The following is a 15206-nucleotide window of genomic DNA, read 5'->3' as shown; positions in this document are numbered from 1 at the left end:
CATTGGTCGGGACGCCGGGAAGGGCCGATGAGGGGAGAACGGGTCATGCCCCACGAAGCGGGCGGACGGCGGTACCGCACGTCCGCGGCACGCGAGCACGCTGCCCACTTTCCGCAGACCGCCGATCTCGCGGCACGGACCGCCGAGATCATCGAGCTGCTGGAGATCCTGTGGGAACGGCGGCGCGACATCTCCCCCGCTCCAGTATCGGCAGCCCAGCTCCGGGTGCTGTACATCCTTGAACGTGACGAATGCCTCAACGTCGGCGGTCTTGCGGCGGCCCTCGGCGCTTCGGCTCCTTCGACCAGCAGACTGTGCGACCGGCTGGAGGCGCTGGGGTTCGTCGCCCGTTCACCGAACTCGGCCAATCGCCGGGAGAAGGACCTGAGGCTCGCCGACGCCGGCCGCGCCCATCTGCGCCAGTTGCGGCTGTGGCGGGAGGCGGAACTGCAGAAGACCATCGCGGCCATGCCGCCCGAGGCCCAGGTCGACCTGCTGCGCGGCATCCAGGCATTCCGCACCGCCTCCCGTGCCGCGCCTCGCGCCTCGGAGGAAGGTCCGGACGCGGCATCGGCGTGAACGCCACCAGCGCATCGTTCCCCTCCTCTTCTCCCGGTCGGCGCCTTGCGCGGCCGGCCTACGTGTCTGCCCGTGCGTGCGGCTGTCCGCCCGTGCGTGCGGCGCACAGGACGCGGGCACAGCGTGTGGCGCGGAAACCATAGTTGTCAAATGACAACAGTGATCGACCCGCCGAGGAGCCCGCCCCGGCGTTGCGCTAATGTTTGTCGAGCGACAAATGTGCAGCCGCAGGGGAGCGGGTATCCGTCGGCTTCGCGGCGGGCACCGTACGCCGCGGGGACTGGGCATCCGGGCCCGACAGGTCGGGAGCGCAGTGGAAATCCATGGAGACGGCGTAGGCGGCGAGAGCGCTGCGGCGTGCCGGGGCACGGTGCCCCCCCAGCCGTCCGAAGGCCGGACCGAGTCGCGCGACGGCGGCCCGCGGCAGGAGCGGGACCGGCTTCGTGCCCGGATCGAGGAGCTGGAAGAACGCGTTCAGGGGCTCGAATCCGTCGAGCGTGAGACAGCCGCGCTCAATGCCGCCCTCCTCGCGGATCTGGAGGAGACCAACCGCGGCGTGGTCGCGATGTACCACCACGAGCACCAGATGGCGCTGGCCCTCCAGCGGACCTTCCTGCCCTCCGTCCTGCCCTCGGTCCCGAACATGACGCTGGCGGTGCGCTACCTCGCCTCCGACCCGGAGAACGAGATCGGCGGCGACTTCTACGAGGCCGTCAGCACTCCGGCGGGGCTGCTGCTGGCGGTGGGGGACGTCGCCGGGCACAACCTCCAGGCCGCGATAGTGATGGGAGAACTCCGCCACGCCCTGCGGGCGTACGCCTACGACGAGCACTCGCCGCGGGCCATCCTGTCGAGGCTGGACCGCCTGCTGAGACTGACCCGTCCCGGCCGTACCGCGACCGTCTGCGTGGCCCTGGTCGATGTCGTGACCGGGGTGGTCCACTTCGCCAACGCCGGTCACCTGCCGCCGCTGCTCGCCTTCCCCGGCGCCCCTCCGCGCTACACGCACGAGCACGGGCCGCTGCTGGGCCTCGGCCTTCGCCAGCCGAAGGAGACCACCGTGCGCCTCACCGCGGGTACCCGGCTGCTGATGGTCACCGACGGGCTGATCGAGGTCCCCGGGACGCACCTCGACGATTCGCTGGAGCGCCTGCGCGGTGTCGTGGCACAGGCCCCGCCCGGCGCCGAGGCCCTCTGCGACACCCTGATCGACGCCTTCCGCCACCACCGGCAGGACGACGTCGTGGTCTTCTCGGCCGAGTTCACCGGCGGCTGACGCCGGGTTCCGGCGGTCCGGGCCGCGTCGACGCGGGGGACCGGGGCCTTCTCCGGTGGGTCGGGATGCAGGCCCGCGACGTCACGGACCTTGTCGAGGGACAGCGGATCCACGGCCGACTTCAACCGACCTGTCCAACGCTTCCCGCCCCCCGGGGAGGAGGGGCGGGAAGCGTCGGACAGGTGGGCACCGCCGATCAACGGGGCGGGGCTCCCGGTGGCGATGCCCGGTTCCTGTCCGCGGGTGTCACACCTGCGTCAGCGGCCCCAGCTCCCGGCGGCAGGCTCTTCGCGCTGTCCGCCGCCGACGTTCGCGCAGGTGTTGCCGAAGGCCGGGTTGAGCAGGCCGATGATGTTGATCGAGTTGCCGCAGACGTTGAGCGGAATGTGGATCGGGATCTGGACCGCATTCCCGCTGAGGACACCGGGAGAGCCGACGGCGGCACCGGTGGCGCCGGAATCGGCGGCAGCGGCGCCTGCGCCGGCGAAGACGCCGGTTGCGGCCAGAGCGATGGCGACGAGGGACATTCGAGTACGCATGAGGTCTCTCCAACGCGTTGACGGAACGTTCCCTCATCACACAGCGCTCAGCTGCTTGTGCGCCTGTATTGCGCACATCGGGGGCGTGTCGCCCCAGCCTGTCGATTCACATGGTCGGCAGGAGCCGCTGGCAGCCGGCGACGTGGGTGGCGAGCGGGGCGACCCCGATCGCAGGGGCCGCCGGTCCGGGGGTGGGCCCGCCGGACGGCGGGCCCACCAGGGTGCTAGGCGACCTGCCAGAGCTGGAGCGCCGCGCCGGTGTCGGCCTGCTGGGTCACCAGCGAGCCGTCGGCGGTGGAGGCGGTGGTCAGCAGCAGTCCGCTCTTCTTGGACGCGATGGCGTAGCCGCCGGTGCGCGGCGTCACCGTCCAGTGCTGGTTGTCGCCGCCGGTGCAGGTCCACTGGATGACGGTGGCTCCCGCCGCCGCGGACCCGCCGTTGACGTCCAGGCACAGGTGCGAGGCGCCGTTGACGAGGGTGTAGCTGCCGTCGGTGTTCCAGGTCAGCTGCCACTGCTGGTTGGCGCCGCCGCCGGGGGTCCAGGTGATCAGCTGCGTCCCGGTGGCCGTCGAGCTGCCCGGGTCGTCCAGCGCCTTGCCCGCCGTGGTGAGCACGTGGGTGCCGCTGAACTGCCCGCTGTAGACCTCGAAGGCGTACAGCGAGTAGCCGAACGTGGTGCCCCGGGCGGTGCCGTACATACGGAGGTAGCGTCCGGAGCCGGTCAGGCCGGTCAGGTCCTGGACGCCGCCGGCGCCGGTGGTGGTGGAGTACAGCGTCCGCCAGGTGCTGGCGTCGTCGGACGCCTGGATCTGGAAGGCCTTGCCGTAGGCGGACTCCCAGCGCAGCACCACCCGGCTGATGTTCTTGGTGGAGCCGAGGTCGACCTGGAGCCACTGCGGGTCGCTGTAGGCGCTCGACCAGCGGGTGCCGGCGTCGCCGTCGGTCGCCGCGCTCGCCGGGAAATTCGCCGTCTCGGTGCTGGACGCGGTGGTCGGCCGTCCGGCCGCCAGGTCGGTCGCGCCTGCGGCGGGCCAGGCCGGGTTGTGGCCGATCGCGGCGACGATCGCGGTGAAGGCCGCGTACGTACTGGCGGGCTTGGGCGATCCCCAGGTCTGCTGGGCCAGGGCCCGCAGCGGATACATGATCCCCGAGGCGATCTGGTCCTCGGTCTCGGCCGTGGGGTTGTCGCACCAGACGTGCAGCACCGAACCGGGGTTCTTGCTGCTGTCGGTGATGGTGTTGGAGCCCTGGTAGAGGTCAGGGGTCCAGGTCTCGTACATCCACTGGGTGTCGGGCTTGGCGCCGCCGAGCACGTAGTAGGTGGGCGTCCAGGACTCGTTGGCGACGGTGTGGCCCGCGGCGATGAGCTGCTGCGGGGTGAGGCCGTAGTTGTACCAGTAGTCCACGACGATGTCGGCGTTGGGCGCGAGGGTGCCGTCGCCGGACTTGATGCCGTCGTTCCACATGCGGGCGGTCTTGCCGCCGGCCCGGACCAGGGTGTCGGCCCAGTTCACGAAGCCGTAGTAGGTGTCCTTGGCGGTGGCGGACGCGCCGTAGTGGGCGCGGGCGTAGGTCAGCAGCTGGGGGTACTGGCTGTAGTCCGACACGTACTCGTCGGCGCCGATGTGCCAGTACGGGCCGGGGAAGAGCGGCAGGTACTCGTTGATCAGGTCCTTGACGAGGGTGTAGGTGCCCGGCAGCGACAGGTCGATGAATCCTGGGTTGACGGCGCCCGCGCTGTTCTTCAGCGCCAGTTCCGGGTGGGCGGCGACGACGGTGTCCATGTGGCCTGGCATGTCGATCTCCGGCACGACCGTGATGTGGTACTTCGCGGCCACCGCCAGGATGTCCCTGATGTCCTGCTTGCTGTAGTGGTCGGCGGCGACGACCTCCGGGTGGGTGCTGCTCTCCAGCCGGAAGCCGTAGGTGTCGGAGAGGTGGAAGTGGAAGTAGTTGAGCTTCAGGTAGGCCATGTCCTTGAGGTGCTGCTCGATCCAGGCCACGGTGAAGAACTTCCGCCCGGCGTCGATCATCAGGCCGCGCTCGGACTTGGCCGGCGAGTCCACGGCCGTGCCGGCCGGGATCGTCGAGCCCTGGTGCAGCAGCTGCAGCACGCTGCGGGTGCCGTAGAACACACCGGTCGCGGTGGAGCCCTGGAGGGTCACCGACGTGCCGACGGTCATCCGGTAGCCCTCGGTGGGCAGCGCGGCGTCACCGAGGGTCAGCGCGATGTCCCCGGCGGCGGCCGTGCCGGTCGTTACGGTGACGGTGCGCCCGGCCAGCTTGCCCAGGTCGTCGGCGAAGGTCGCCGCCTCGCCGGAGAGCTGGGAGGTGTAGGCGGACGCGACGACGATCCGCGAGCCCGTGCCGAAGGTGTAGGTGCCGGTTCCGGCCGTCCACTGGCGCAGGGCCGGGATCGTCTGCGGGGTGCCGGCTGCCGCCTGCGCGGTGCTCGCGCCGGTCAGCGACGGCAGGACGAGCACGGCCAGGGCGCAGGCCAGGGTCGTGATCACCGCCGTCAGGTGTCGGAGTGTTCTCATCGTTCCTCGTGGGGTCGTAGGAGAGGAGCAGGCGGGGGGAGGGAGCCATGCGGCTGACCCGACGTCAGACCCGGGCCCAGCGCTGGTTGTCGCCGTAGTGGCAGTCCCAGAGCTCCAGCAGCGCGCCGTCGGCGGTGCTGTTGCCGCTGACGTCCAGGCAGAGCCCGGAGGCGACGCCGGTGATGCTGCCGTCCGCGTTCAGCACCCACTGCTGGTTGGCGCCGCCGCCGCAGTCCCACAGCACGACCTTGGTGCCGGCCGTGGTGCCGTTGGCGTAGGCGTCGAGGCACTTGCCCATGACGCGCAGGGTGCGGTCCGCGTTGTAGGCGAGCTTCTGGTTCGCCCCGGCGTTGCAGGTCCACTGGGCGAACTGGGTGCCGTTGGCCGTGGACAGCGCAGGGTCGTCGATGCACTTGCCGGAGGCGATGCCCACGAAGGTGGACGCGGCCGGGGTGTTCGCGCCGGTGACCGACAGGTTGTCGAACTGGGCGCCGTAGTACCCGCCGGTGCCGAGGCCGGCCTCGCCGACCGCGTAGGTCGAGTCGGTCGCGGAGCCGATGGCCGTGCCGTCCACGGCGGCGGTGATGGTGCTGCCTGCGAAGCCCAGGCTGATCCGGTGCCAGACCGGGGTTCCCAGCGCGGCGGTGGAGCCCGAGGCGAGCGTGGTCATCGTCCCGCCGCTGGTGTTGCGCAGGATCGACCAGGCCCCGGTGGAGGCCACCCGCAGGTAGTAGCCGGCCTGGTGCGACTGCGGCCGGCCCTGGACGTTGGCCCGGCCGAGCAGCTCGACCGTCCCGGCCTGCGGCAGCACGGCGTCGGCGCTGACGGTGTAGTCGCCCCACTCCGGGTCGCCGAACAGGGCGTAGGGCTCGCTGTCGGCCTGCCACAGGATCGGCTTGGCGACCGCGGCCTGGCGCAGGCACTCGCCGGCCCGGCCCGCGATGCAGGGGGCCGTCTCGAAGGAGCCCTGCATGTCGCTGAGGTAGCGGGCCTCGCGGCCGGTCGGGTAGCTCTCCAGGTTGTCGGTGTAGGGGAGCGGGAGGCTGCTCCGGGCCGGTCCCGCGGCGGTTCCCTTGGCGGCGGCCGGCGTGGTCGTGGTCAGGGTGTAGGCGTAGCCGGGCTGGAGGGTGACGGAGAACGAGCCCGCCGTCGGTGTGATGTCGGCCTGCTGCGCCATCCACCGGGCCGGGTTGTTGCCGGTCATGTCCGTGGCCCAGACGTGCACGGCGTCGGCCGCCATGCCGCCCTTGACGTGGAAGGAGACGGTGCGCGCGACGGACGCCGTGGTGGTCTCCAGGACCGTGGTCCAGTCCGTGCCGTTGGTGGACTTCAGCGTGGTGTAGCTGCCGTTGGCGCGGTCGCCCTCGATGTAGCCGCCGGCCGAGTCCAGGTACGTCCAGCCGATGGAGGTGAACCGGGTGAGGTGCGCGGTCGCCCACAGGGCCCGGCCCACGGCGTAGTTCCCGGACCAGGGCTGGTTGGCCAGCACCAGGCCGACCGTGGAGTACGGGAGGTCCTGGTACGGGGACGCGACCAGCGGCCAGTTGATGTAGGCGGTCATCTGGCCGTCGAGGTGGTCCCGGTTGAGGGCGCGGATCAGCGAGGCGCCGTCCTGGTAGTCGTGCGAGCCGTTCTCGCTGGCCCACAGCGGCTTGCCGGTGGCCACGGCGTTCGCGCTGGACGGGCAGGAGGTCTGCGCGGACAGCCAGCCGCAGGGGTAGTGCATGCCGACGACGTCGATGGCGTTCTTGAAGGCCGTGTCGGCGACCATGTCGTCCGCGACCGCCCAGCTGTCGTCGGCGCCGACGACCTTGGTGGCCAGCCCGGCGGTGGCCAGGGCGCTGTGCAGGTTCTCGTACCAGGTCTTGTTGTAGCCGCGCTCGTTCCAGCCACCGATGTAGTCGATGGTCAGCCCGTGGTCGCTCTTGGCGTGCTGGATCCAGCGGAGGTAGTAGTTGATCATGTCGGTGGACCAGAAGTTGCCGCCGCCGATCCAGCCGGGGGCGGTCCAGGCCAGGCCGTACAGCTTGATGGCGGGGTTGCGGGCCTTGGCCTGCGCCATCAGCCACCACTCGTAGCCGCGGTTGTAGTCGACGTCGGCCGCGGTGTGCTCGGCGCTGGGCTCCGCGCCGTCGGTCGAGTTGGCGTCGCCGCCGATCTCCACCTTGAGCATCTGGAGGCCGGCGCCGTAGCCGGGCTTGAACAGGTAGTCGAGCACCTGGCTCCGGTACGGCTCCGGGTAGTCGTAGAGCAGGCGGGAGTTGCCGCCGCCGCCGCTGATCGCGCCGACGCCGTCGAAGGTGCGGCCGGTGGCGGCGGCGCCGTCGATCACCACCGACGTCGCCGCGTGGGCGGTGGCCGGCAGTCCGAGCACCGAGCCGGTCGAGCCGAGCAGGATGATCAGTGCCATGGCCAGGATGCGGAGGGCCGGGAACGGCCGTTGCCGGGGCTGCCGTCCGACGGTCAGCACGTGCATGCGGGGACTCCTGGGGGTGTGGGGGAATCGCGCCGGGCGAGGACCGCGCGGCGCCGCGGTGGGTCAGCCGACCTTGACGAGCGTCCAGACGGTGGCCTGGGGGACGGCGTGCTGGGTCACGGTCGCGCCGTCTGCGGCGCCGTCGGCGCTGAGCGCGAGACCGCTGGAGCGGGCGGTGAGGACGTAGCCGGAGCCCGAGGCGGCCAGCCGCCAGGCCTGGTTGCTGCTGCCGGAGCAGGTCCACTGGTCCACCGCCGCCCCCGCGGCGGTGGAGCCGCCGAAGACGTCGGCGCAGAGACCGGAGTTGACGTTCCTGAGGACGTAGCCCCCGGCGGAGTCCGCGGTGGCGGTCCAGCGCTGGTTCGCCCCGCCGTTGCGGGTCCACACCGCGAGCCTGGTCCCGGCGGCGGTGGACAGCGCGGGCACGTCGAGCGCCTGGGTCCCGGTCCTCAGCTCGTACACCCCGCCGGAGACCACCGGTCCGGCGGCGACCACGCTCAGCGTGATCTGCGCGGTGCGGGTGATCTGGGGCGTGGCTGCGGTGACGGTGACCAGGTAGTCGCCCGGCGGGGTCGAGGCGGCGGTCTGCACGGTCAGGGTGGAGCTGCCGCCGGTGGCCACCGACGCCGGGCTGAACGCCGCGGTCGCCCCGGCGGGCAGCCCGCTCGCGGAGAGGGCGGCGGTGGCGGAGGCCCCGCTGGACAGCACCGTGCTGACGGTGGAGACGGTGGACGTCCCGGCCGGGACCGAGGCCATCGGCTGGCTCGCGGACAGGGTGAAGTCGTAGGCGGGGGCGAAGACCTGGGCCTCGGCCAGAGACAGGTAACCGGTGCCGGACAGCTGCACCCTGACGTACCGTCCGGTGCGTCCCGCGGTCAGGGTGGTGGGACTCGCGGCCTGAGAGGTCCGGTGGCTGGACCAGACCCCCGGCTGGAGCGCCTGCTGCTGCGGGGTGAGCCCGGCGGCGAACGGGGTGTCGGAAACGAGGACCCAGTAGTCCGTGAGGCGGTCGGCGCAGCAGTCGGTACGGTTCCACAGCGCGATGTCGCCGATGGGCCGGGAGCTGCCGAGGTCGACCTGCCACCAGGCGTTGGCGTCCGCCCCGGTGTGGGTGACGGAGCCGTCGGTGAAGACGCCGTCGGTGTTGCCGTCCACGCCGTGCGCCGCGTCGCCGCCCGGCTGGGTGCTGGAGGACTGGGAGGCGGCCCTGCCGAGGGCGAGGTCGGCGGACCTGCCGTCGTCGTAGAGCGAGACGGAGGAGATCGCCGGCGGCAGCGCCCGCGAGCCGGTGATCCGCAGCCGGATCCTGGACGTGCTCACCGGCGTGGCCAGGCGGATCAGCCGCTTGTAGCCGATGGTGGTCGCGTTGGCGACCTGCTGCCAGGAGGAGCCGTTCCAGGCGTCCACCGCGAAGGACTCCACCCGTTGGCCGATCTGGATGTCCTCCTGGACCTGGACGATGTCGACGGTCCTGCTCGCGCCCAGGTCCACGACCAGCGAGCCGGTGGTGGCGGTGGGCTGCCAGGCGGTGGCGTAGTCGCCGTCCACGGCGTTGGCGGGGGCGTTGCCGGCGCTGGCCGTCGTACCGGTGTCGTTGCTCGCGGCGGCACCCGCCGCCAGGTCGGTGGCGAAGGTGGTGCGGATCCACTGGCCGAACTCGGCGAGCCGGGCCTCGTCCGCCGCGTCGAACCGCCCGGTCCGGTCGGGCGGCACATCCAGCAGCAGCTGGCAGTTGCGTCCGACGGACGCGTAGTACATCGAGGTCAGCGCGTCCAGGGACTTGGGCGGCTGGTTCGGGTGCCAGAACCAGCCGTTCTCCAGGCGGGCGTCGCACTCGGCCGGCGACCAGGCCAGGTAGCTCGACGCGGTGGTGAGCTGGGCGTCGGAGGCGATGTCGGTCGCGGTCTCGCCGAAGGTGGGGGAGCGGGGGCCGTCGGCGTCGGCGACGCCGGTCTGCGGGACCACGCTCCACTCGCTGGAGCGGGCCGAGCCGTTCTCGTTGCCCGCCCAGCGCACGTCAGGACCGAACATCACCGCCGTGGGCTGGAGCGTGCGCACCATCCGGTACCAGTCGTGCACGTCGTAGGGCTGCCGTCCGCCGGTGGGGTCGTAGCCGTCGAACCAGACCTCGTCGATCGTGCCGTAGCGGGTCAGCAGCTCGTAGAGGGTGTTCATGTAGTAGCGGTTGTAGTCGTCCGCGGTGACGGTGAACGTCGGCCCGGAACCGGCCCCCTGGGAGGGGATGACGGCGCTCACCGCGGCGCTGCCGTTGCCGAACCTGCCGCCGGCCTGGTTCTCGTGCAGGTCGGCGGGGGAGAGGTAGAGGCCGACCTTGATCCCGTACCTGTGGGCCGAGTCGGTGAACGACTTGACCAGGTCGCCCTTCCCGCCGAGCCAGCTGCCGGCGGCGATGCCGTAGGAGGAGTAGGCCGACGGGAACATGAGCATGCCGTCGTGGTGCTTGGCGACCATGATCACCTTGGTGAACCCGGCGTTCTTGAAGTCCGCCATCCACTGGTCGGTGTCCAGGTTCACCGGCTGGAGGAGGTCGGGCGACTCGGTGCCGGACCCGACCTCGCTGCCGGTGTAGGTGTTCGGGCCGAAGTGGATGAAGCCCGTCAGACCCTCCTTCTGCCAGGCGATCTGGCGCGGCGCGGGCGTGACCGAGGCCGCCTTGGCCAGCAGCTGCTGGGAGGTGTCGGTACTGCTGACCGTCACCACGGGGTTGGGCGCCGGCGGGGTGGTGGCGGCGCCGGGCTCGGCCTGCGCGAGGCCGCCGAACACCGCCGCGGCCACCACCGAGGCCAGGAAGCCGATCAGTCGTCTCCTGCGCACGGGGGTCTCCTGACTACTGGGGCAGGGCCCAGATCTGGTTCTGCTGGTTGGGTTCGGAGTTGCCGCAGGTGTCGACGATGACCGGCGTGACGTCGGCGGTCTGGGAGGCGTAGTCGTCCACGCAGAGGCCGAGGGACGTGTTGCGCAGGAAGCCGTTGCGCTGGTAGGCCCATTTCTCGCTGGCGCGGCCGTCGCAGGGGCTCAGCACCGCCCAGTAGCCGACGTAGCGGTTGTCGCTGCTCTTGTAGGAGGCGTCCAGGCAGTTGCCCAGGGTGCGCACGGTGCCGTCGGCGGGCAGCGTCCAGCGCTGGTTGGTCCCGGCGGTGCAATGGAACAGGATCACCGGGTTGCCGGCCGCGGTGCCGGACCCGCTGTCGTCCAGGCACTTGCCGGCGATGCCGGTGATCTGGCCGGTGGGCTGCACCCCGGTGCACCCGGCGCCGGGGTGCACCCGGTAGATCGCGGTGCCGTGGGCCGGCACGGTCGCCGAGAGGGCGCCGGTGCTGCTGGTCGTGGTCCCGGTCCAGAGGTCCTTCGCCGTCGCCGTGCAGCCGCTGCCGAGGAAGCCGACGCCGGCCAGGGTGGTCGCGGCGCTGGTGGCGGTCGTGCCCCGGTTGAGCAGGGCGACCGCGCGGTCGCCGTTCGCGAGGGGCTTGGCCAGGACGTCGACGGTGCCGTTGCGGGAGACGATCCCGGCCTGCTTGCCGAGCGCGTCCTGGTCGACGGCGATGACGTCGGTGTTGCCCGCGATCGCCAGCGAGGTGCTGGACATGGCGGGGACGTCGGTGCTGAGGATCAGCGGCGAGGCCATCACCGCCCACAGCGCGACCTGGCTCCTGGACTCGTCGGCGGTCAGGCCGTCGCCGGTGATCAGGAAGTCCGGGTCGTTCCAGCTGCCGGGGGCGGCGTAGCGCGCGAGCGGCGAGTTGTAGCCGTACTGGGTCATCACGCCGCTGCCGTTGGAGGGCTTGTCCCAGGCCGAGCCGGCCATGTTGTACATCTTCACGTCGTTGCCCTCGCGCCACAGCTGCCCGCTGCGGCTGGCCCCGTCGATCACGTCGTACCAGTTGTTGAGGTCGGACGCGCCGATGGAGAAGTAGGCGGGGGAGGACTCCGAGAAGACCATGTCGCGCTGCGAGGAGTTGGCCTTCATCGCGGCGGCGAAGTCGGAGTAGGCGGTGATGTAGCCGCTGGCGCTGCTGGACGCGGCGGGCATGTTGCACCCGTCGAGCTTGATGTAGTCCACGCCCCAGGAGGCGAAGAGGTCCGCGTCCTGCTGGAAGTGGCCCCAACTGCCAGGGAAGCCGCCGCAGGTGCTGCTGCCGATGTCCTCGTAGATGCCGAACTGGAGCCCGAGGCTGTGCAGTTGCGTGCCGATGTAGGCCATGCCGTGCGGGAACTTGGCGCTGTCGGCGACCAGGTTGCCGGCGGCGTCGCGGGAGTGGGCCATCCAGCAGTCGTCGATGGTGACGGTCTTGTAGCCCTTGGCGGCGAGACCGCTGTCCACCAGCCCGTGGGCCTGGTTGAGGATCAGCGCCTCTGTCGGGCCGACGTCGCCGGTGTTGGGGGAGTTGACGCCGCAGCCGAAGCGGGCCCAGTTGTTGAAGCCCATGGGGGGCGTCACCGCCAGGGCGTGGCCAGCGGGACTGGTGGCGGTGGAGGAGGCCCCGGCTTCGGGTGCGACGCCGGCGAGGGTCACACCCAACGCCATGGTTATCGAAGACAAACAAAAACGAACAGATCGTGAGGGTCTTCTCATGGGGGGATGACTTCCGATCTTGCGGAGGGGGCGCGGGGAAAGGTCGGATGGCCGATAGTGCAGCGCACGGGATGCGCCATGTCAATAGCTGCGCGAAATCTCGGATAATGAGCATTCTTGCGCAGCTCGCTCAGTGAAAATTGGGATCAAATCCCTTCTTTAGCGCGCCAAACGGGCATACGCTCTGTGAACGTCGAGGCAACTGTGAGCAAACGCCTTCGCGGAGTTGCGTCGGGCATTTCCGCAAAGGCCCTATGTCATTCGTTCCCGCGGGGTGTGGACTAGACCACTCCGGGCGAGTAGCGTTGTGCCGCCGAGGTCCACGTCGCTTTACGTTGGAATATGATCGATGTGCCGCCCCAGTGGCCGGGCCCGCGCGGGCCCCTGACCCTCCCCGTCCGTACGCGGCCCCCCCGGAGCTGTGCTGTGCCCTGCTTCCACCGCTGCCGTGTTCGAGGAGGTGGACACCGGCCGCACCCGGATCGGCAGTCACGACGTGACCGCCTCCGGGTTCGACGGCAAGCCCGTGCGCGGCCGGCTGTACGTCGCGGTCAGGGCGACGCGCCCGCTCGGCTGTGTCCGAGGGTTTCGGCGATCATGTGGACGAGAAGCTGGCGGAGCGTCAGATCAAGCCGCCAATTCCATGGAACCTGGCGGACAGCGGCAAAGGGACGTGACGAGGTCGTCACGGCCGAGGCCGGCCTGATCCGAAGGACCCCGTACGGCTCCGTACTCTCCGGAGCCACCGGCGTATGCGCAGGCTCACGCACCTGCGGCTCGCGTTCGTCTTCGGACGGCCGGGGCCGCGCCTGCTCAGTTCCTGGCGAAGATCCCTTTCGGGTACGCGCCGTTGGCCAGCGCTATTGCGGCAAATCCGCCGGCGAGCTCGGTGAGGCGTTCGACTCCGGCGGCTCCCAGATGGTCGTAGGGTGCGCTTGCCAGGCGGTCCGTCTCGTGTTCCAGGCCCGCGCGGAGCGCTGCTCCTGCCTCGGTCAGCTCGCCGTCCGGGTTCAAGAGGCCCTTGTCCTGCAAGCGCTTCCGGGCCGCTGACCACTCTTCCTCGCTCCAGCCGCGGGTTGTCCGGGCGAAGGACGGGGTGAAGCCGCGGCCGGAGGACGTATGGGAGACGAGAGCCTCCAGCCCGTCCAGGCCTGCGTGTGTCAGCAGGGCGATGTGGCCGTCGCCGCGGTGCTCCCGCAGGACGGTCGCCGCCTGCCAGAGCACCACATGCGGCTCCTGTGCCGCGGGCTGGTCGGCTTCTGCGGCGCACAGCGGGCGGCCTGCGCGGTGGCAGCCGTCGGTGGCGCGCAGGGCCAGCTCGGCGGCCTCGGCCATCTCCCGGGAAGCCAGCGCCTCCTCGCCCAGCAGCCGCCGCAGCAGCTTGTCCACGGCGCGCAGCCGGGCCGCCAGCAGTTGGGCGGGAGTGGCGACGGCCCAGGCCGCGGGTATGTGCTGGGTGATCAGCGCATGACTGAAGTTGAAGAAGGTCGCCGTGACCGTGCCGGGGCCGACCGCGCCCATCGCAGCGGAGCGGGCCGCGAAGTAACCCGCGGCGCTGAAGTAGGTGCCGCGGCCGTTGGCGAGGCCGAGGGCTTCCGCCTCCGCGTTGAACTCCGGTGAGAAGTACAGCGCGGAGTGGAGGGCGTTGAGGGGATTGTGGCAGCGGCGGCCGGCTCGGGGGTCCGTCATGCGGATCAGGCTACAAGGCGCGGACGGGGCGAGGAGCGGGCTCCCGGTGCGCGCGACGCGAGCGCCGCCGCGCGGGCGGGCCCTTTTTTGGCCGGATGCGGACAGTGGCCGAGTGTGCACAACAGGCTACGTTGATGTCGGGCCGGCGGCGGTAGCAGCGCCGCGCGGGCCGGGCGCGGAGGCCGAGGAGGACAGGTGGCGCGAAAACGATGGAGCAGGATCTTGGTGATCCTGGGACTGGTGACCGCCGCGGGGGCGGTCGCTGCGGAGACGCCCGCGGAAGCGCGGCCCCCGGGGGCGGTGGCGGCGGCGCCGGCTGTCGCGCAGGCGAACAGCCGCAACTGGGCCGGGTACGTCGTCCGGCAGGCCGGCCTGCACAAGATCACCGCGCACTACCGGGTCCCCACCGTGGACTGCGCCCACCTGCCCCCGCGGGCTTTGACCTACACCAATACCTCGGTGTGGGTCGGCCTGGACGGCGGTCTCGCCGGCGGCAACACCTCGATCGAACAGGTGGGAGTGGACGCGGACTGCGTCGGCGGCAACGTGCCCGAGTACCAGGCGTGGTGGGAGATGGAGGGACCGGGAGCCGACACCGGCAGCCACGATCTGCCCACGGCCACGTACCCGGTCCTGCCCGGCGACTTCATCAAGTCGGCCGTCGACTGGGATTCGGGGAACACGTTCACGCTGACCCTGATCAACTACGGGACGGCCACACCCGCCACCGGTCCGGCCCTGTGGACCTTCAGCCGCCAGGTCTCCCTGCCGCCCGACGACATGCCCCAGCTGAACTCGGCCGAGGCGGTCGTGGAGCGGCCCGTGGACATCGGCCAACTGCTGTGCCTGTCGAACTTCGGCACCGTCGACTTCCTGCGGGTGAAGGTCAACGCCGAACCGCTGCGGGACTTCGACGCCACCTCCACCGCGCTGACCCTGCTGCAGGACACCATCGATCCGAACCCGCCGCCCGGCAACGTCCTGGCGACGCCGGGCCCGGTGGTGCCGCAGGCCGGTGACGCGTTCACCGTCACCTGGCACGCCTACGGCTCCCCGCGCGGCCAGTAGCCCCCACCGAACTCCGCTACCGAGTGCTGCGGTCATCGCACCTCTCTGTGGAACGCGTGGAGGGGCCCTGGTGCCGTATGCACCAGGGCCCCGAAGGAACTGCTACACCATCTGCCGGCCCTCGTACTGCGCCGGCCCTCTGTTTCCGCGGACCCGACCGGAATGCTGTCGGGGGCGCGGGGATCGCGGTTGCTTGACCGGAGACCACCTCACTATCGATGTCCTGCGGTACCCGGGCTCAAGACGTCCGCCCGGGCGATCCTGATGGCGCTTGGGCTCCTCCGTTCCTCCCTCTGGGATCACTCAGAACTGCACTTGCGCGTACTGCACCTGCGGTACTGCTCACGGCGGCCCCTGATCACTGCGGGCCACCCGGTCCGGTCGTCAGTCCCGTCGCCGTCCTGCAACAACCCTGGCTTCGCAACTCCACCACCGCACCGCCCTG

The 15206-nt window shown here is 71.0% G+C and carries 9 protein-coding genes; 3 read left to right on the top strand and 6 right to left on the bottom strand.

What is annotated here, in order from left to right:
• Positions 1 to 45: 45 nt before the first annotated feature.
• Positions 46 to 579 (top strand): MarR family winged helix-turn-helix transcriptional regulator, encoded by a 534-nt coding sequence (locus OHA86_RS05890; protein ID WP_329173108.1) that lies wholly within the window; start codon positions 46 to 48, stop codon positions 577 to 579.
• 370 nt (positions 580 to 949) lie between these two features.
• Positions 950 to 1855, top strand: a complete 906-nt coding sequence (locus tag OHA86_RS05885; RefSeq protein ID WP_329173106.1) for a PP2C family protein-serine/threonine phosphatase — start codon at positions 950 to 952, stop codon at positions 1853 to 1855.
• A gap of 257 nt (positions 1856 to 2112) precedes the next feature.
• Here OHA86_RS05885 and OHA86_RS05880 read toward each other — a convergent pair whose 3' ends face one another.
• The 6 genes from OHA86_RS05880 to OHA86_RS05855 form a co-directional block, all read right to left on the bottom strand.
• A complete protein-coding gene (locus OHA86_RS05880) occupies positions 2113 to 2394 on the bottom strand; it encodes a chaplin (protein WP_329173104.1) in 282 nt (93 codons plus the stop codon).
• A 224-nt stretch (positions 2395 to 2618) separates the two neighbouring features.
• The gene (locus OHA86_RS05875) at positions 2619 to 4934 is read right to left on the bottom strand and encodes a family 20 glycosylhydrolase (RefSeq protein ID WP_329173102.1); all 2316 of its coding nucleotides are present in this window, start codon (positions 4932 to 4934) and stop codon (positions 2619 to 2621) included.
• A 64-nt stretch (positions 4935 to 4998) separates the two neighbouring features.
• A complete protein-coding gene (locus OHA86_RS05870; protein ID WP_329173101.1) occupies positions 4999 to 7410 on the bottom strand; it encodes a ricin-type beta-trefoil lectin domain protein in 2412 nt (803 codons plus the stop codon).
• A gap of 63 nt (positions 7411 to 7473) precedes the next feature.
• Entirely contained in the window at positions 7474 to 10245 is a 2772-nt protein-coding gene (locus OHA86_RS05865) for an RICIN domain-containing protein (RefSeq protein WP_329173099.1), read from the bottom strand.
• Positions 10246 to 10258: 13 nt separating this feature from the next.
• Positions 10259 to 11956: a ricin-type beta-trefoil lectin domain protein gene (locus tag OHA86_RS05860; protein WP_329173098.1), complete on the bottom strand. Its 1698-nt coding sequence runs from the start codon at positions 11954 to 11956 to the stop codon at positions 10259 to 10261.
• A gap of 861 nt (positions 11957 to 12817) precedes the next feature.
• Positions 12818 to 13693 (bottom strand): SCO6745 family protein, encoded by an 876-nt coding sequence (locus OHA86_RS05855; protein ID WP_329173096.1) that lies wholly within the window; start codon positions 13691 to 13693, stop codon positions 12818 to 12820.
• 225 nt (positions 13694 to 13918) lie between these two features.
• Here OHA86_RS05855 and OHA86_RS05850 point away from each other — a divergent pair, with 225 nt between their 5' ends.
• The gene (locus tag OHA86_RS05850) at positions 13919 to 14761 is read left to right on the top strand and encodes a G1 family glutamic endopeptidase (RefSeq protein ID WP_329182236.1); all 843 of its coding nucleotides are present in this window, start codon (positions 13919 to 13921) and stop codon (positions 14759 to 14761) included.
• Positions 14762 to 15206 lie beyond the last annotated feature (445 nt).

Origin of the sequence: Streptomyces sp. NBC_01477, from assembly GCF_036227245.1 — a bacterium.
Classification (GTDB): Bacteria; Actinomycetota; Actinomycetes; order Streptomycetales; family Streptomycetaceae; genus Actinacidiphila.
Note: the sequence above shows the minus strand (reverse complement) of the source record. Positions and strands in the feature narration are given on the sequence as shown.